Origin of the sequence: Gluconobacter sp. Dm-73 (assembly GCF_018256215.1) — a bacterium.
Taxonomy (GTDB): Bacteria; Pseudomonadota; Alphaproteobacteria; order Acetobacterales; family Acetobacteraceae; genus Gluconobacter; species Gluconobacter cadivus.
The window spans coordinates 22,659-39,142 of record NZ_JAERLW010000010.1 but is presented as its reverse complement, the minus strand read 5'-3'; the positions used below and the strand labels follow the sequence as shown (position 1 = coordinate 39,142).

Genomic DNA, 16,484 nt, shown 5'->3' with positions numbered 1-16,484 from the left:
GTTTTCAGGCCGTGGCTGTTTTGCGTGCGGACGGGGCCACCATGCGTTTGTCCGGATACAGACACCATGTCGTGGCCGGGCAGCGCCAGCATTCGGGCGCGCGGGCCTTGCAGACATAGCGCCCGTGCAGGATCAGCCAGTGATGTGCGGGGCGGAGCATGTCCTTCGGGATGCGGGCGACCAGCCCGTCCTCGACCTGTCGCACGGTTTTGCCGGGAGCCAGACCGGTGCGGTTACCGATGCGGAAGATGTGGGTATCGACCGCCATCGTGTCCGCGCCGAATGCAACATTCATTACGACATTCGCCGTCTTGCGCCCCACACCGGCCAGCGCTTCGAGCGAAGCACGGTCGGATGGTACCTGTCCTGCGTGACGCTCCAGCAACTGATGGCAGAGCAGGTCCACATTATGTGCTTTCGCCCGCCACAGGCCGATGGTGCGGATGTGTCGCGCAATGCCCTCTTCGCCGATGGCTGCCATGGAGGTTGGGTCGGGGGCTTCCTCGAACAGGCCTTTGGTCGCTTTGTTGACGGATTTGTCCGTCGCTTGTGCTGAGAGCACGACGCTTACCAGAAGTTCGAACGGATTGCGGAACACCAGTTCGCTTTCCGCATCGGGATTGGCTTCGGCCAGTGCCGTGATGAAGGCTTTGGCGGCCGCCTTGCTCATGGCCCGCTTGGCGGTTGCGGGGGCATCGGTCATGACGGGCACTCCAAGAGGGTGTGAGGCTGGGGGTGTGTTGCGTCTGGTCCGGACACACAGCAAGATACGGCAAAGTTCTGAAAACTCCATGCCATTACACCGTGGCCTGTTCTGCATGACATCGCAGACCGGCAGACGGCGGAGCGCCCTGTGCCTGATACCGTGTCCGATACCCCTCTTCCCATGAGTCGCCAGCAACAGGAGGGCCGCAAGCAGGAGGTGTCCTTCACGGACGTCCTGTCTTTCGTCTGTAGCCGCTGGTGTGACCATCCCCTTCTGCTGGCCAAGACCCTCGGCGGCGTTGCCCTCGCCACGCTGGCCGATGTCTGCACGCCGGTTCTCGCAGGCCGTCTGGTGGAGGATATTTCCCGCCATGCCGCTGGCCCGGCTGTGGAGAAAACCTCGGAACTGCTGCATTTGCGCGATGATGCGGGGCTGATGGTCGCGGGGCTGATCGTCCTCGGGCTGATCGGGCTGTTCGGACGGCGCTCCTCCTTCATCGGGATTTCGCATCTCACGCTTGCCATCATGCACCGCGTTGCCAATCAGGCGTTCGATCGGGTGCAGCGGTTCTCGACGGATTGGCATGCCAACAACTTCGCGGGTTCGACCGTCCGCAAGCTGACGCGTGGGATCTGGGCGATTGATACGCTGGACGACACGCTCCTGCTTCTGATCGCGCCGGAAGTGCTGGTTCTGGGCGGGACGACGGCGGTTCTGATGGTCCGCTCGCCGCTGATGGGGTCGGTTCTGGCGGTTTCGGTGGTGCTGTTCGCTATGCTCTCCATCCTGCTGACCTTGCGCTATGTCGCGCCCACCGCCCGTGCGTCCAATGAATGGGACACGAAAATGGGTGCGGCCATGGCGGATGCCGTGACCTGCAATCCGGTGGTCAAGGCATTCGGTGCGGAAAACCGCGAGGACGACCGGCTCGACAGCATCATCCGGGGCTGGCGTCAGCGGACCCTGAAAACCTGGGTCCGGGGCACGAATAGCGCCAATCTTCAGGCTCTGGCCTCGCTCGCCATGCGGATGCTGCTGATCGGGCTGGCCGTCTGGTTGTGGTGGGGAGGGAACGCTGGTCCGGGGGATGTGGCGTATGTTCTGACCATGATGTTCCTGGTGCAGGGGTATCTGCGCGATCTGGGGCAGCAGGTCAGTCAGGTGCAGCGCTCGGTGAATGAGATGGAGGAACTCGTGGCGATTTTCCGCCGTGATCCTGCCATTCAGGACGCAGACGATGCCCAGAAGGCGCGTTTCACGACAGGGGCGATCCACTTCGAGCATGTGGACTTCCAGTATCCGGGGCAGGTCAAGCCGCTCTATCAGGATCTGAGCATCGACATCGCGCCCGGCTCCCGCGTGGCGCTTGTCGGGCCGAGCGGATCGGGTAAGACGACCCTGACCAAGCTGCTTCAGCGTCTTTATGACGTGAACGGCGGGCGTATTGTGGTGGACGGGCAGGATATCGCGCATGTCACGCAGGAGTCCCTGCGCGCGCATATCGCGATTGTTCCGCAGGAACCGGTGCTGTTTCATCGCACGCTTGCGGAAAACATCGCCTATGCTCGCCCCGATGCGAGCCGCGCCGAGATCGAAGATGCCGCCCGTCTGGCCAACGCAGCGCCGTTCATCGAGCGGCTGCCCGAGGGTTACGAAACCATGGTCGGAGAGCGCGGCGTGAAGCTTTCGGGCGGTGAGCGCCAGCGTGTTGCCATCGCCCGCGCCTTTCTGGCCGATGCGCCCATTCTGATTTTCGACGAAGCGACGTCCAGTCTCGATTCCGAGTCCGAATCCCTTGTGCAGGATGCGATGCGTCGCCTGATGCAGAACCGGACCGTCATCGTTGTGGCGCATCGTCTCTCGACCGTCATGGAACTGGACCGCATCCTCGTGTTCAGTCAGGGCGCGCTGAAAGAAGACGGAACGCACGCCGAACTGATTACGCGCGAGGGCGGGATTTACCGCCGCCTGTTCGAGCTTCAGTCGCTTGAGGGCTGAGGCCGGAAGGAAAGGGTCTGCGTTTCGGCATCTTTCCCGGTCTGGGGGCGTTTCGTCCTTCATGGACGTTTCCGCCCGGAGCACAGGATGCCCGATAAAGAAGCTCGGCGGGAGCCACATAGGAGACCGCCGCATGACCATCCGTTCCGTCTTCACCGCCCTGCTGCTCGCAACGCCTGCCGCTTTCAGTATCGGAAATGCGCTGGCAGAGCCGGTCGCATTCGAGCATGCGCGGCTGATTGACGGGACCGGGGCATCGGCGCAGCCGGACGCTACGGTGGTCATCGACAATGGTGTGATTCTTTCGGTCGGCATCCCGGCTCCCGCCGACGCGCGGCATGTGGACCTGACGGGCAAGACGCTGATGCCCGCTCTTATCAGCGATCACAGCCATGTCGGCCTCGTGAAAGGCACGGGGGCCAGCCGCGACAACTATACCCGCGCCAATATTCTCGCGGCCATGAAGCAGTATTCCGACTATGGTGTCCTGACCGTCACGGCGCTGGGTCTGAACCGCTCTCCGCTGTTCGATACGCTGCGTCAGGAGCAGCATGAGGGTCGCAATCCGGGGGCGGATCTGTATGGCGTGGATCAGGGGATTGGCGCGCCGGATGGTGTGCCACCGGCGGCCATGGTCAAGGGCGTTGGTCCCGATCAGGTCTTCCGTCCGACCACGCCGGAAGAGGCCCGCAAGGACGTGGACCAGATGATTGCGGAACATACGGATCTGGTGAAGCTCTGGGTGGACGATTTCCGCAATGACGTCCCGGACGGCAAGACCTATCCCATGCTGCCGCCCGCCATCTATGAAGCCGTCATCGACGAAGCGCATCAGCATGGCACGCGGGTTGCGGTCCATATTCACGATCTCGCCGTCGCCAAGGCCATCGTGGCGGCAAAAGCCGATATTCTCGCGCATGGCGTGCGGGACCAGCCGGTGGATCACGATCTGATCGCGGCGATGCTCCGTCAGGGCACATGGTATATTGCGACGCTGGATCTGGACGAAGCCAATTATCTTTATGCCGAACAGCCGGAGCTGCTCTCCAATCCGTTCGTTCTGGCGGGCATGGACCCGGCCCTGCGCCGTCAGTTCACGGATCCGAAATGGTGCGCGGCGACACTGGCCAAGCCTCTGACCAAGGCCTCGCACTATGCCCTGTCGGTGAATCAGAAGAACCTCGCCGTGCTGTATCGGGCAGGGGTGAAGGTTGGTTTTGGGACGGATTCCGGGGCCGCACCGACCCGTATTCCCGGCTTTGCCGAGCATCGTGAGCTGTATCTGACGGTGCAGGCCGGGCTGTCCCCCGTGCAGGCCATCAGTCTGGCCACGGGCAATGCCGCGGCCCTGCTGCATCTGTCAGACCGTGGCGTGATTGCTCCGGGCCGCCGGGCGGATCTTCTGGTTGTGGATGGCAATGCGGATGAAAACATCGCCGCCGTGGACCAGATTGATCAAGTCTGGCAGCGGGGCGCGCTTGTCAGCCACGGCCCCGTGCGTTCGAAGGATTGATTATGCCGCAGTCTCGGGGCGCGAACGTCCCGAGACGAGCCGGAACATCGGCCCGGTCAGCGTCGTGGAAATCACGGCCAGAACCATCAGCGAGGCGAAGGCAAATTCCGAAATCATGCCATGCGCATGCAGGATGGTTGCCGCCACGATTTCCATCAGCCCCTTGCACTGTAACAGGGAGCCGATACCCAGCGCCTGACGGTTCGTCAGGCCCGGAGCGGGCGGGAAAATCCAGACGGCGAGGATTTTCGTGACGATCGCAATGACGACCAGCAGCAGGGAGGCCAGAACGGATGGCCATGTCAGCGCATCGCCGTCGATCCGCAATCCGCTATGGCCAAAGAACATCGGTGCCAGCCAGATCAGCGAGAATGTCCCCACAGCTTCGACCGGCAGGCGACGGACCCAGCGCGGCGGCATAAGCGCACCTGCGAAATAGGCGCCGATCAGTTCATGCAGCCCCAGTTCGTGGCTCGCCCAGGACCCGGCGGCCAGATAGGCCGGAACAGCGGCCCAGATCACCCAGATCGGCGGGTTCTTCAGGTTTCGCGTGGCCCAGCTGCTCAGGAGCGCCATGCCGACCAGAAGCAGGACGGCCAGTCCTTCAAATCCGGTCCAGCCATGCAGCGCATCCGATCCGCGTGCCGCGAACTGGAGGATGGCCAGCCCGATCCAGAGGGCCGCATCGTCCACGACCGCGAGTTTGAGGGCAAGCTGTCCGACGGGGCGGTACACAGGCTCCAGTTCGCGCACGATGCCGATCAGAACCGGCAGCGCACTGACGGAAATGCACAGCCCGATCGACATGGCGCCGATCCAGCCATCCCCGTGCGGGGCCTGCCAGCCGTGCAGGGGCAGGAAGAACAGTTTGACCAGAATGGTCCCGATGACGAACGGAACGCCCAGCGCCACGAGCGCTCCGCCCAGCAGGCGACCCAGCGTTGGGGAAGGGAGGTTTTCGGCTTCGGGGGAATGGGTGGGGTTCTGCCACATTTCCAGTCCGGCGGTGAACGCCAGAACCAGAACGGCCAGCCAGCCGATATAATCGCCGTAAAGCGAAGGAATACCGACTTTTGACGCTGGAAAATGCAGGACCGCCAGAACAATGCCCACCAGAATGGGCAGAATGGCAATGGGAATGGAACGCCTGAGCAGTTGCCACAGTCCCCACGGAACGAGGACAAATATAAATGCATCCGCAAACAGTGCTGTCACATTCCCCATGACGATCCCTTTTTTGTTTCAGGTCCGGTCAGGGTAACATGGATCAAAAAAATTAGGGTAATTTTTTATTTCCATGTAATAAATAATTCTATGTTTCTGTTTTCAAAGAACTGTTTTTGAAAGGAATGAAAACCCGGAGTTTTATTTTGGAAAAGACCGGGTTTTTCCAGTCATCAGGCGATGAAGTTCTTCAGGAATTGCTCCAGCGCCCGGCCGCGATGACTGATGGCATTTTTCTCGGCTTCGGTCATTTCCGCAAAGGTCCGGTTTCCGCCTTCCGGCACGAACATCGGATCATAACCGTGTCCATGATCGCCGCGTGGGGGCCAGACGACCGTGCCGTGACATTCGCCCTGCACGGTCCGCGTTTCGCCATCCGGCCAGGCCAGGCACAGGGCTGCGACGAAAAAGGCCCGGTGATCGGCACTGTCGCCCATCTCCCGATGCACGCGGTCCATTGCGATCTGCATGTCTTTGGTCGGGCCGCCCCAGCGTGCGGAATAGACGCCCGGGCGATTGTCCAGCGCCGCGACGCAGAAGCCGGAATCATCGGCCAGCGCGGGCAGTCCGGAGGCCTTGGCCGCGGCCAGGGCCTTGATGGCGGCGTTGCCGGTGAAGGTCTCTTCCGTCTCTTCGGGTTCCGGGAGGTTCAGTTCGGCGGCCGAGATGACGGTGATCCCGCTCTCGGCCAGCAAGGTGGAGAATTCGCGCAGCTTGCCGGCATTATGGCTGGCCAGAACGATTTTTGAGCCTCGGGACAGTGTCCGCATCATGCAGTCTCCAGGACGTGATTCTGGGCGTCGAACAGTCGGGTCGTGCCGAGCTTTGCCAGTCGAAGGAGTTCGAAAAATTCGCTCTCCTGAAACGGCTTGTCCTCGGCGGTACCCTGAATTTCGATGATGCCACCATCCGCCGTCAGGACGAAATTCGTATCGGCCTGCGCGCTGCTGTCTTCGATATAGTCCAGATCCAGCACGGCTCCGGCATCCGTCAGCCCGCATGAGACTGCTGCGACCTGAGCTGTGAGGGCTTGGGAGCGCTTGATTGTCTTCAGCGCGATCGCCAATGCCACCCAGGCGCCTGTGATGGAGGCGCAGCGCGTGCCGCCATCCGCGTTCAGGACGTCGCAGTCGAGCGTGATGGTTCGCTCTCCCAGCTTTTTCAGATCCACACAGGCCCGGAGCGACCGTGCGATCAGCCGCTGGATTTCCTGAGTGCGACCGGACTGCGTGCCTTTGGCCGCCTCGCGCTGGCCGCGATTGTGGGTCGCCCTGGGGAGCATTCCGTATTCGGCCGTGATCCAGCCCTGTCCCCTGTTGCGCAGGAACGCCGGAACACGCTCCTCGACCGTGGCCGTGCACAGGACTTCCGTGCCGCCCACGCGGATGAGCGCGGAGCCTTCGGCATGGCGGGCAAAGCCCGTTTCGATTGAAACAATACGGTTTTCGTCCGGCGCACGCCCGGAGGGACGCTTGCGTGCGGTGTCAGTCATGTCAAAAAAGATCCCGTGGAAGAATATGTCCCGCCTCTAGCGCGTTTGACGCAGACCCATCCAGCCCCGACAGTGGGTTTACCATGATGCGACCACAGCCTCCCTTGTTCCGCCCTTCCATCCCGATGCCGCACGGTCTGGGAGATCGTGAAGCCGCGATTTTGCGTGAAATCGTCGAGGAATATGTCGAAACGGGTGAGCCCATCGGCAGCCAGACGCTGGCCCAGCGCCTGCAACCGGCGCTGTCTTCGGCCACGATCCGCAATGTCATGGCAGATCTGGCGCGGGCCGGGCTGCTGTTCAGCCCGCATGTTTCAGCCGGGCGTCTGCCGACCGAAAAGGGCGTGCGCCTGTTTGTGGATGGCCTGCTCCAGTTTGGCGCGCTGACGGAGGAAGACCGCGCTAGCATCGACAGTCGGCTCGATATTCACGGGCGATCCTATCAGGACATTCTGTCCGAAGCGTCGTCCCTGCTTTCGGGTCTGTCTTCCGCTGCCGGGCTGGTGCTCGCGCCGAAATCGGATGCCGCGCTCAAGCATATCGAGTTCGTAGCACTTGGTCCGGGGCGGGTTCTGGTCATTCTGGTGGGTTCGGACGGGCAGGTCGAGAACCGCATTATCGAGACTCCGCCCGGCGTGCCGCCTTCCGCTCTCGTCGAAGCCGGGAACTATCTGAACGCTCGCCTTGGAGACCTGACGCTCGGCACATTGCGCGAGCGGGTCCGGAGCGAAATGGATGCCAGCCGCCATGAACTCGACGCCCTGACGGCCAGTGTGATCGAAAGCGGCCTTGCGACATGGGACGCCGACGGGGGGACGCTGTTCGTGAAAGGGCAGGGGAAGCTGCTGGCCGACATCACGGAAATCGAGCGCCTGACGACGATCCGCATGCTGTTCGATCATCTGGAAACGCAGGAGACCATGCTCCAGCTTCTGCAATTGGCCGATGCGTCCGAAGGGGTGCGGATCTATATCGGGCGTGAAAGCGGGATGTTCGGCATGTCGGGCGTGTCCATGATCGTGGCGCCTGCCCGCAACGAAGCCCAGAAAATCGTGGGTGCGATCGGCGTGATCGGCCCGACCCGTCTGAATTACGGGCGGATCGTGCCTGTTGTGGACTACACCGCGCGGATGGTTGGCCGTTTGCTTGGCTGAAGGCTGCTGAACGTTTCGGAATAATGGTCCGGGGGTTACGCCTCTTTCATGAAATGACCTTTTTAGACGGGGCGACGGAAGGGGCGGAATAATGCTATGCAGGGTGCATGACGCGACGCTCTCTCCGCTCCCGTAACCCTCAAGGTCCGGGCGCCACGCCACCACGCCCTCCCCGTTTTCGCCGCTACCGGCAGTCCCTGGCGATCATCGCCGGTGTGGGGCTTGTGGGCGTGGCCGGGGCGGGCATTCTGGGCTGGACGACCTATGCCAAGCTGGTGGCGGATCTGCCCAGCGTGGACAGCCTGCGCGCCTATCAGCCGCCGACGGTCAGCCGCATCTATGCTGCCGATGACCGTCTGATGGCCGAACTGGCGAACGAACGCCGGATCTTCGTGCCGATCAACGCCATCCCCGAGCGTGTGAAGAATGCCTTCATCGCGACGGAAGATCATAATTTCTATACGCATGGCGGCGTGGATTTCATGGCGATCGGCCGTGCGGGCCTGACGGACATTTTCGCGCGTCATGGCCGCCGTCCGCTGGGAGCTTCGACCATCACCCAGCAGGTGGCGAAGGTCATGCTGCTCAACAGCAACGTCGTGAGCCTTGATCGCAAGATCAAGGAAGCCCTGCTTGCCATGAAGATGGAGCAGGTGCTGTCCAAGGACAAGATTCTCGAAATCTACCTGAACGGCATCTATCTCGGGAACGGCGCTTATGGTGTCGCCGCGGCCGCGCAGAGCTATTTCAACAAGCCGCTCGACCAGCTTGATGATGCCGAAGCCGCCTCTCTGGCAGCACTTCCCAAATCGCCCACGAACTATAACCCGTTCCTGCATCCGCAGGCCGCAATGGGTCGTCGCAATCTTGTGCTGGACCTGATGGTCGAGGCAGGCGTTCTGACCCGTGAGCAGGCCGATCAGGAAAAGCAGGAGCCGCTGGTCCCGCAGCAGAAGCAGCGTTTTGGGCCTCTGCCGGATTCCGAATGGTTCGGTGAGGAGGTCCGCCGTCAGTTGATCGCCCAGTACGGGCAGGAGCGGGCGGCTCAGGGTGGTCTGGAAGTCCATACCAGCCTCGACCACAGTCTTCAGGTCACCGAGACGCGGCTGCTGCATGAAGGGCTGATGAATTACGACCGCGCCCATAGTGGCTGGCGGGGGGCGTTGCGCACCCTGTCGGACATTCAGGATGATGGCTGGGAGAGCGCGCTCGATCATGTCACGCCGCCCGGCGGGATGCTGCGCGAGTGGCGTCTGGCGGTCGTGCTGCCGGGTGGCACGCATGTCGGCTGGATCGAGGAAGGCAGCGCCCGTAAAGGCGCGCTTCTTGCGAGTGATATCGCCTGGGCGCGGCGGGCGCATCCGCTGCGTGCCGGGGATGTCATCATGATCGAACCGCAGGAAGGCGGTTCGGCGGCATTGCGCCAGATCCCGCAGGTCGAAGGGGCGGCGGTGACGCTGGATGTGCATACGGGCCGCGTTCTGGCGATGGTCGGTGGCTGGTCGTTCCATGAAAGCCAGTTCAACCGGGCCACGCAGGCGCTGCGTCAGCCGGGATCGTCCTTCAAACCCTTCGTCTATCTGGCCGCAATGGAACAGGGAATTTCCCCGTCCGAGCGTTTCGACGATTCGCCCATTTCCTATGGCGACTGGCATCCGCAGAACTACGAGCATGACAACTGGGGGCCGACGACGCTGCATGACGCGCTGCGCGAAAGCCGCAACCTCGTCACGATCCGTGTCGCCGCCCATCTCGGCATGAAAGCGGTCGCGGATACGGCCATCCGCGCCGGGCTTGTGGCGCAGATGCCGCATGTTCTGCCCGCAGCACTAGGCGCCGTCGAAACCACCGTCATGCGCGAGGCTGCGGCCTACGCCACGATCGCCAATGGTGGCCATATTGTCACGCCGACTCTTGTGGACGACATTCAGGACCGCTCCGGGAGCGTGCTGTGGCAGGCAGGGGGGCTGAAGCTCGGCACTGCCATGCAGGCTCCGCCCAGCGAACAGCCTGCTCCCACGGACAGAACACCGGCCGATGGTACGACACCGCCCGCCGCGCCGGTTGCCCCGGTCCCGGCCACGCCCGTACCCGGTAGCGTGTCTGTCCCGTCCCTGACCGACACACGCCCTACGTTGGCCAGCGAACAGAGCACGTTCCAGATCGTGAAGATGATGCAGGACGTGATCGCCCGGGGCACCGGCCGTATGGCGGGTGTTGGCATCGACCGTCCCATCGCGGGCAAGACCGGGACCAGTCAGGACTTCCATGACGCCTGGTTTGCCGGATTCTCGCCCGATATCGTCACGGTGGTCTGGGTCGGTTTCGATACACCCCAGACGCTGGGTCGCAATTCGGATGGTGGCCGCATTGCCGGGCCGATTTGGAACAAGATCATGAAGGTCGCTCTGGCCAGCCGTCCGAAGCTCGACTTCCGCGTGCCGGACGGGATTACGCTGGCCAGCTACGACACGGGGCGCATTTCGGCTGTCGATGGCTTCAAGACCGATCAGGTTCCGGGTGCGTCCGTTGAGCTGCATGGCTTTGGCGCTGGTACGGAAGCCCTGACTGCCGCCGATACGGGCGCGGACAGCGTGATTTCGGATTCTGAAAGCGGCATGGCCCAAATGCCGGACCAGCCCGGAGGCGGCACGCCCGGAACCGGGTCGTCCGCAGTGCCGGGACAGGCCCAGAAACCTGCTCCGTCCGATGGTGACATTGGCGTGGGCGGCCTATACTAAGGCCACCAGAACAGACCCCCCTTATGAGTGGAGGACACTATGTCGGCCGAAACCGAGGCCCTTTCCGTCCAGATCAAGCAGTCGGTGGCACTGCTGAGGAGGCATCTTTGACTGGGATGTCGCAACAACACGCCTCGCGGAACTGAACCACCGCGTTGAAGACCCCGACCTTTGGAACGACGCAGAAGCCGCCCAGAAGCTGATGCGCGAGCGCACGACGCTTGCCAACCAGATCGAAGGCGTCCAGCAGATCGAAGCTGAGGTCGAAGGCACGCTCGAACTGGTCGAACTGGCGGAGATGGAAGGGGATGACAGTCTCGTTCAAGATGCCGCTCAGACCCTGCGTGCCATCGCCGAGGACGTCCGCAAGCGCGAAATCGAAAGCCTGCTCTCGGGCGAGGCGGACAGCAATGACTGTTACGTCGAGGTGAATGCGGGCGCGGGTGGTACGGAGGCCCAGGACTGGGCCGAGATGCTCTTGCGCATGTACACGCGCTGGGCCGAGCAGCATGGCTACAAGGTCACGTTCATCGAAGGCAGTGAAGGCGAGCAGGCTGGCATCAAGTCCGCGACCATTCAGGTGAGCGGTGCGAACGCCTATGGCTGGCTCAAGACCGAGGCGGGTGTGCATCGTCTGGTCCGGATCTCGCCATTCGATGCGGCGGCCCGTCGTCAGACGTCGTTCGCGTCTGTGTGGGTCTATCCGGTCGTGGATGATTCGATCGAGATCGAGATCAACGATTCGGATTTGCGCGTCGATACGTTCCGGGCCTCGGGCGCGGGTGGACAGCACGTCAACAAAACGGATTCGGCCATCCGGATCACCCATATCCCGACCGGGATCGTGGTGGCCTGCCAGACCGACCGTTCTCAGCATCGCAACCGCGCCAAGGCGATGGAAATGCTGCGCGCCCGGATGTACGAGGCGGAATTGCAGAAGCGCGAAGCCGCTGCCGCCCAGACGGAAGCCTCCAAAACCGATATCGGCTGGGGACACCAGATCCGGTCCTACGTTCTGGCGCCCTATCAGCTCGTCAAGGACTTGCGGACGGGTGTGGAGAAGGGAAATCCGGGCGCGGTGCTCGATGGCGCTCTGGACGACTTCATGTCGGCCTCACTGGCGCAGAGCGTGGGGGCGACCCGATCGGAAGCCAGCGCCTCGGCCCAGTAAATCCTGTTACGTTTAAGCCCTGTCGGCTTTCAGACGGATTCGCTCAGGCGCCGGAACAGAAAAACTGTTTCGGCGCCTTTTTTCTTTAATCTGTCATAACGCGGTGAAGTGACGTTACGTTCTCAGGATTCTGGGGAATATTTTTATTTGCCCGGACAGGGCGCAAAGCGCAGAATATGTCCACAATATGAAAAAATCGTTTCGATAAGAGCAATCACCGGCTTGACAGCATGGGGGTTAGACTGCCCAATCAGCATATCGGGTATGTTCTCACGGCATATGACGCATTCCTATGCGTCTGCAGCGGGAAAGCCTGATGGCAACACAGAAATCGGGGCACCGCACCCGGCAGATGTGGACCAACGCCGGTGTCAGTGAGGGGTAAGAAGGTTTCGACATGAAGAGCTACGCCGCACAGCAGCGCAAGCCGACAGACTACATTGTCGCGATCGTCGTGGCCGTGCTGGCTATGGGCGCTGTGATCTATGCGCTTATGAGTGGTGCTGTGAGCAAGCTGGTCCAGGAAAAGCCGCCTATCAAGACGGAAGTGATCAAGGAACAGCCCAAGCCACCGCCGCCGTATATTCCGCCGCCGAAGATTTCCGTGCCGCCGCCGCCCAAGGCGATCCAGCGTGTCACTCACGCCAAGCCGCCGCATCCGGTACCGCCCAGCCCGACCCCCTCGCCGGAGCCCGTTCCGTCTCCGCCGCAGGGACCGCCAGCTGACGCAGTGCCAGATCATCAGGCAGGCGCGCGGCCGATCAACGGTGCACAGGCTGTCTATCCGGACGAGGCGATGGAAGAAAACCGCGAAGGTCATGTGACCGCATCGTGTGACATTCTTCCGACAGGCAAGACGGCGAACTGTACCATTACCAGTTCGAGCGGTGGCCATGAGTTCGTGGAAAGTGCGCTCGACTTCCTTCGTCGGGCCCGTTACCAGCCCGCCGTTGTCAATGGCGTTCCGGTAACAGAGCATCACCACGTCCTGCACATCGACTTTACGATGGGCGACGACTGATCTTTCGACTGCCGTCAAACAGAATTGCCCTGTTAGGATTTCCAGTCCCTGACAGGGCTCAGAAAAGGGCCGGTCTCCATATGGCCGACACCCCATTAAAAGCTCCGGAAACGGGCATCGATAACGAGGATATGGAGTTCATGACCAGACTGTTCCGCCTTCCTGCCCTTGCCGTTCCGACGAAGGCGCGTGCCGTCCGGGCCAGCGCGCTGGCTCTGACGCTGGCCCTGGCTTCCGGTGCAGTTGCACCGGCCGTCGCTTTCGCCCAGCCGGCTCCTGCCGACCAGAGCGCTCCTGCAGCCGCTCCGGTTGACCCCTCTACCAACCCGGCACCCCCGGCAACGTCCGCCGATCCGGCTGGCGCTCCTGGGGCAGCTGCTCCGAATGATGCGGGTGCACCTGCTGCGCCTGCTGACAGTGCCGCTCCGGCAACGGCTCCGGCCGACCAGTCTCCCGCAGCGGCTGCAACGCCGGGCGAGAGCGCAACCGCGACGCCGGAAGCTCCTGCTCCGCAGGGTAACCCGTATGGCCTCGGCGCTCTGTGGGCCAATGGTGATGCGATTGCCCGTGGCGTTCTGATCATCATGGTGATCATGTCCGCTGGTACCTGGATCATCATGGTCATGAAATTCCTGGAGCAGGGCCGTCTGTTTGCCGCCTCCAAGGAAGCTGCCCGCGAGTTCTGGACCAAGCCGTCCGTTCAGCAGGGTGCTGCTGCCCTGAAGGCGTCTTCTCCGTTCCGCTACATCGCAGAAACGGGCATCGTTGCCGCCGAGCACCATGAAGGCTCCATGCGTGACTCGATCGACCTGCCGTCCTGGACCGAAATGTCCATCTCGCGCTCGGTCGACACCATCAACACCCGTATGCAGGGCGGCCTCGCCTTCCTCGGTACGGTGGGTTCCACGTCGCCGTTCGTCGGTCTGTTCGGTACGGTCTGGGGTATCTATCACGCCCTGACGGCCATCGGCATCTCCGGTCAGGCGTCTATCGACAAGGTTGCAGGCCCGGTTGGTGAGTCCCTCATCATGACGGCTATCGGTCTTGCCACTGCTGTTCCGGCCGTGTTGGGTTACAACCTGCTCGTTCGTCGCAACAAGGGTGCCATGGATCGCGTTCGCAACTTCGCGGCCGACATCCAGTCCGTCCTGATCGGCGGCTTCCGTCACGGCGTCAGCCCGGAACAGGGCAGCATGGCCGTTCCGACCACCATCACCACCAGCGAGCGGATCTGATCCTATGGGAATGAACGTCGGAGGAGGCGGCGGTGACGACGAGGTGGTGTCGGCAATCAACACCACCCCCCTCGTCGACGTCATGCTGGTGCTGCTGATCATCTTTCTGATCACCATCCCGGTCGCCACACACTCGGTGAAGGTCAAGCTGCCGGTCGATGCGAATACGCCTACCCAGACCAGGAAGGGCAACATCGTTCTGGCAGTGAATTCAAACGGCCAGGTGTTCTGGGACACGACGCCGGTTGCGAACCACACTGACCTGCTGAACCGTCTCGTCGAGGTGGCAAAGCAGAAGCCCCAGCCGCAGATCCAGATCCGCGGTGATCAGGCTGCCAAGTATCTGGCAGTCGGCCAGGTGGTCGCGACCTGCCAGGAAGCTGGTATCGCCCACGTGGACTTCATTACCGAGCAGCCTCACTCGAACTGAGGTCGTGTCGGGTCGTTCCGGACAGGGCGGCCCCGACAAAGCTTTCACGTCACCTTTTTGGAGAACCGCCGTCATGGGCATGAGCGTCGGATCTGACAGCACGCACGAAGACGAAGGCATTGTCGATATCAACACCACGCCGTTGATCGACGTGATGCTGGTGCTGCTGATCATGCTGATCATCACCATTCCGCTTCAGACACACTCGGTGGCGATCGATCTGCCTCAGGGCAATCCTCCCCCATCGACCGAACAACCCAAACTCGTGACCGTCAGCATCGGCTACGACAACAGCATTTCCTGGAACAACGAGCCGATTACGTCCGAGGCGTCTCTTCAGGCTCATTTTCAGGCCGCTGCCGCAATGCCGGACCAGCCTGAAATGCATATCCACCCGGATCGTCTTGCGGACTACAAGACCGTGGCCCATGTTATGGCAGACGCACAGCGTCTTGGCATGACCAAGCTTGGAATTGTTGGTCTGGATCAGTTCATGGAAGGACAGTAATTCGTGTCTTTGTCCCTTTACCGCCGTCTGAGCGCCCGTAATCTTCTGCTGGCCGGTGTCTTTGGTATCGCCGCGTTTGCTGGCTCCGCCCATGCCGATGACGTTCTCGGTCAGGCTGTTGGCAAGGATCTGCAGCAGGCCCAGAGTGCTCTGGCTTCCAAAAACTATGCCAAGGCCATGGAAGCCGTCGATGCCGCAGACGCGGTCAAGGGCAAGACCGATTATGAAACCTACACCACGGCCCAGATGCGCGCCGCGATCGCCGCACAGTCCGGGAATACGGACGCGGCAATCAAGGCCTATGACGTTCTGATCAACAGCCCGCGTACGCCGAAGGCCGCGAAGGGTCAGATGTTGATGGCGCAGGCCACCATGGCTTACAGCGCCAAGCAGTACGCCCGCGCTATTCCGGCGACCGAGCGCTATCTGAAGGAATATGGCGCCGACCCGCGCATGCAGACCATGCTGATCCAGTGCTACTATCTGCAGCAGGACTGGAAAGGTACGGCCAAGGCCGCGCAGGAGCAGGTGGACGCCACGATCAAGGCTGGCAAGGTTCCGGCCGAAAATCAGCTTCAGATGCTGGCGACGGCCTATACGAACCTGAAGGATGCGGACGCCAAGACGCATGCCTATGTTCTTCTAGCCAAGTATTATTCGAAGCCTGATTACTGGTCGATGCTGATCCATGATCTGGTCGCGAATCCGAATCTCTCGCCGCCGCTCATTTTCTATGTCGAGCGCCTGCGTCTGGCGACGGGTGTGCTGAAGGATCCGTCCGATTATCAGGACATGGCCGAGCGTGCAGTGCAGATGGGCCTGCCCCAGCTTGCGCTGAACCTGCTCAATCAGGGTTATGCGAATCACTCGCTTGGTAACGGCCCCACCGCCGCTGCTGATGCGAAGTTCCATGCATTCGTTGCCCAGCAGGCTGCCACGAACCGGAGCCAGCTTGCTGCTGCTGTGACGCAGGCGGCCTCTGCGCCAAATGCAGGACCGGCTCTGACTGCTGGCTACAATCAGGTTCTGAATGGGCAGGTTGATGCCGGTCTGGCCCTGATGAAGACGGGTCTGGGGAAGAATCCGCGTTACCCCGATCTGGCTCAGGTTGAATACGGTATGGCGCAGATGGATGGTGGCCAGAAGGCCGAAGCCATCAAAACGTTTGAGGCTGTTTCTGGAAACGGAGCGGCTCGTGACGTGGCAGAACTCTGGTCGCTGCTGCTCTCGCGTCCTGCGAAGTAAGACAGTCTTTCGATTCACAAAAAAGCCGGGGCTCTCCCCGGCTTTT

General features: G+C 61.8%; 14 protein-coding genes. 10 read left to right on the top strand and 4 right to left on the bottom strand.

Annotation, left to right across the window (positions count from 1 at the left end):
- Positions 1 to 4: 4 nt before the first annotated feature.
- Entirely contained in the window at positions 5 to 703 is a 699-nt protein-coding gene (gene nth, locus JK176_RS11235; RefSeq protein ID WP_211587932.1) for an endonuclease III, read from the bottom strand.
- Between the two features lie 183 nt (positions 704 to 886).
- On the opposite strand from nth, the gene JK176_RS11230 reads away from it, so the two are divergent.
- Together JK176_RS11230 and JK176_RS11225 are read left to right on the top strand one after the other, a co-directional pair.
- Positions 887 to 2,704, top strand: coding sequence for an ABC transporter ATP-binding protein (locus JK176_RS11230; protein WP_249194470.1), 1,818 nt, complete (start codon positions 887 to 889; stop codon positions 2,702 to 2,704).
- 133 nt (positions 2,705 to 2,837) lie between these two features.
- On the top strand, positions 2,838 to 4,217 hold the full coding sequence (locus tag JK176_RS11225; protein WP_211587931.1) for an amidohydrolase family protein: 1,380 nt from the start codon (positions 2,838 to 2,840) through the stop codon (positions 4,215 to 4,217).
- Here the strand turns inward: JK176_RS11225 and JK176_RS11220 are convergent, their stop codons facing one another.
- The 3 genes from JK176_RS11220 to rph form a co-directional block, all read right to left on the bottom strand.
- Positions 4,218 to 5,441: a cation:proton antiporter gene (locus JK176_RS11220; RefSeq protein ID WP_211587930.1), complete on the bottom strand. Its 1,224-nt coding sequence runs from the start codon at positions 5,439 to 5,441 to the stop codon at positions 4,218 to 4,220.
- 173 nt (positions 5,442 to 5,614) lie between these two features.
- The gene (gene rdgB, locus JK176_RS11215) at positions 5,615 to 6,211 is read right to left on the bottom strand and encodes an RdgB/HAM1 family non-canonical purine NTP pyrophosphatase (protein WP_211588006.1); all 597 of its coding nucleotides are present in this window, start codon (positions 6,209 to 6,211) and stop codon (positions 5,615 to 5,617) included.
- Complete coding sequence (gene rph / locus JK176_RS11210; RefSeq protein ID WP_211587929.1) at positions 6,211 to 6,933, bottom strand: ribonuclease PH; 723 nt, start codon at positions 6,931 to 6,933, stop codon at positions 6,211 to 6,213. Before rph ends, rdgB begins: the two co-directional genes overlap by 1 nt.
- A gap of 83 nt (positions 6,934 to 7,016) precedes the next feature.
- Between rph and hrcA the strand changes: the two genes are divergently transcribed.
- The 8 genes from hrcA (at position 7,017) to JK176_RS11170 (ending at position 16,438) form a co-directional block, all read left to right on the top strand.
- Positions 7,017 to 8,087 (top strand): heat-inducible transcriptional repressor HrcA, encoded by a 1,071-nt coding sequence (gene hrcA, locus JK176_RS11205; RefSeq protein WP_194268713.1) that lies wholly within the window; start codon positions 7,017 to 7,019, stop codon positions 8,085 to 8,087.
- Positions 8,088 to 8,194: 107 nt separating this feature from the next.
- On the top strand, positions 8,195 to 10,828 hold the full coding sequence (locus JK176_RS11200; protein WP_211587928.1) for a penicillin-binding protein 1A: 2,634 nt from the start codon (positions 8,195 to 8,197) through the stop codon (positions 10,826 to 10,828).
- A gap of 39 nt (positions 10,829 to 10,867) precedes the next feature.
- A protein-coding gene (prfB, locus tag JK176_RS11195) for a peptide chain release factor 2 (protein ID WP_211587927.1) occupies positions 10,868 to 11,999 on the top strand; the annotation gives its coding sequence in 2 pieces (ribosomal slippage) (positions 10,868 to 10,936 and positions 10,938 to 11,999; 1,131 coding nt in all).
- Between the two features lie 397 nt (positions 12,000 to 12,396).
- On the top strand, positions 12,397 to 13,020 hold the full coding sequence (locus JK176_RS11190; protein ID WP_211587926.1) for an energy transducer TonB: 624 nt from the start codon (positions 12,397 to 12,399) through the stop codon (positions 13,018 to 13,020).
- Between the two features lie 140 nt (positions 13,021 to 13,160).
- Positions 13,161 to 14,255 (top strand): MotA/TolQ/ExbB proton channel family protein, encoded by a 1,095-nt coding sequence (locus JK176_RS11185; protein ID WP_194262806.1) that lies wholly within the window; start codon positions 13,161 to 13,163, stop codon positions 14,253 to 14,255.
- Positions 14,256 to 14,259: 4 nt separating this feature from the next.
- Positions 14,260 to 14,685: a biopolymer transporter ExbD gene (locus JK176_RS11180; protein ID WP_062028222.1), complete on the top strand. Its 426-nt coding sequence runs from the start codon at positions 14,260 to 14,262 to the stop codon at positions 14,683 to 14,685.
- A 73-nt stretch (positions 14,686 to 14,758) separates the two neighbouring features.
- A complete protein-coding gene (locus JK176_RS11175; RefSeq protein ID WP_099286074.1) occupies positions 14,759 to 15,193 on the top strand; it encodes a biopolymer transporter ExbD in 435 nt (144 codons plus the stop codon).
- Positions 15,194 to 15,196: 3 nt separating this feature from the next.
- Complete coding sequence (locus tag JK176_RS11170) at positions 15,197 to 16,438, top strand: tetratricopeptide repeat protein (RefSeq protein WP_211587925.1); 1,242 nt, start codon at positions 15,197 to 15,199, stop codon at positions 16,436 to 16,438.
- Positions 16,439 to 16,484: the final 46 nt, after the last annotated feature.

Bases quoted from the DNA above. Each gene is read 5' to 3' on its own strand.
- JK176_RS11190 (WP_211587926.1), top strand. From the start codon at position 12,397: ATGAAGAGCTACGCCGCACAGCAGCGCAAGCCGACAGACTACATTGTC.
- rdgB (WP_211588006.1), bottom strand. From the start codon at position 6,211: ATGCGGACACTGTCCCGAGGCTCAAAAATCGTTCTGGCCAGCCATAAT.
- JK176_RS11180 (WP_062028222.1), top strand. From the start codon at position 14,260: ATGGGAATGAACGTCGGAGGAGGCGGCGGTGACGACGAGGTGGTGTCG.
- JK176_RS11200 (WP_211587928.1), top strand. From the start codon at position 8,195: ATGACGCGACGCTCTCTCCGCTCCCGTAACCCTCAAGGTCCGGGCGCC.
- JK176_RS11220 (WP_211587930.1), bottom strand. From the start codon at position 5,441: ATGGGGAATGTGACAGCACTGTTTGCGGATGCATTTATATTTGTCCTC.
- JK176_RS11175 (WP_099286074.1), top strand. From the start codon at position 14,759: ATGGGCATGAGCGTCGGATCTGACAGCACGCACGAAGACGAAGGCATT.
- rph (WP_211587929.1), bottom strand. From the start codon at position 6,933: ATGACTGACACCGCACGCAAGCGTCCCTCCGGGCGTGCGCCGGACGAA.
- nth (WP_211587932.1), bottom strand. From the start codon at position 703: ATGACCGATGCCCCCGCAACCGCCAAGCGGGCCATGAGCAAGGCGGCC.
- hrcA (WP_194268713.1), top strand. From the start codon at position 7,017: ATGATGCGACCACAGCCTCCCTTGTTCCGCCCTTCCATCCCGATGCCG.
- JK176_RS11185 (WP_194262806.1), top strand. From the start codon at position 13,161: ATGACCAGACTGTTCCGCCTTCCTGCCCTTGCCGTTCCGACGAAGGCG.
- JK176_RS11230 (WP_249194470.1), top strand. From the start codon at position 887: ATGAGTCGCCAGCAACAGGAGGGCCGCAAGCAGGAGGTGTCCTTCACG.
- JK176_RS11225 (WP_211587931.1), top strand. From the start codon at position 2,838: ATGACCATCCGTTCCGTCTTCACCGCCCTGCTGCTCGCAACGCCTGCC.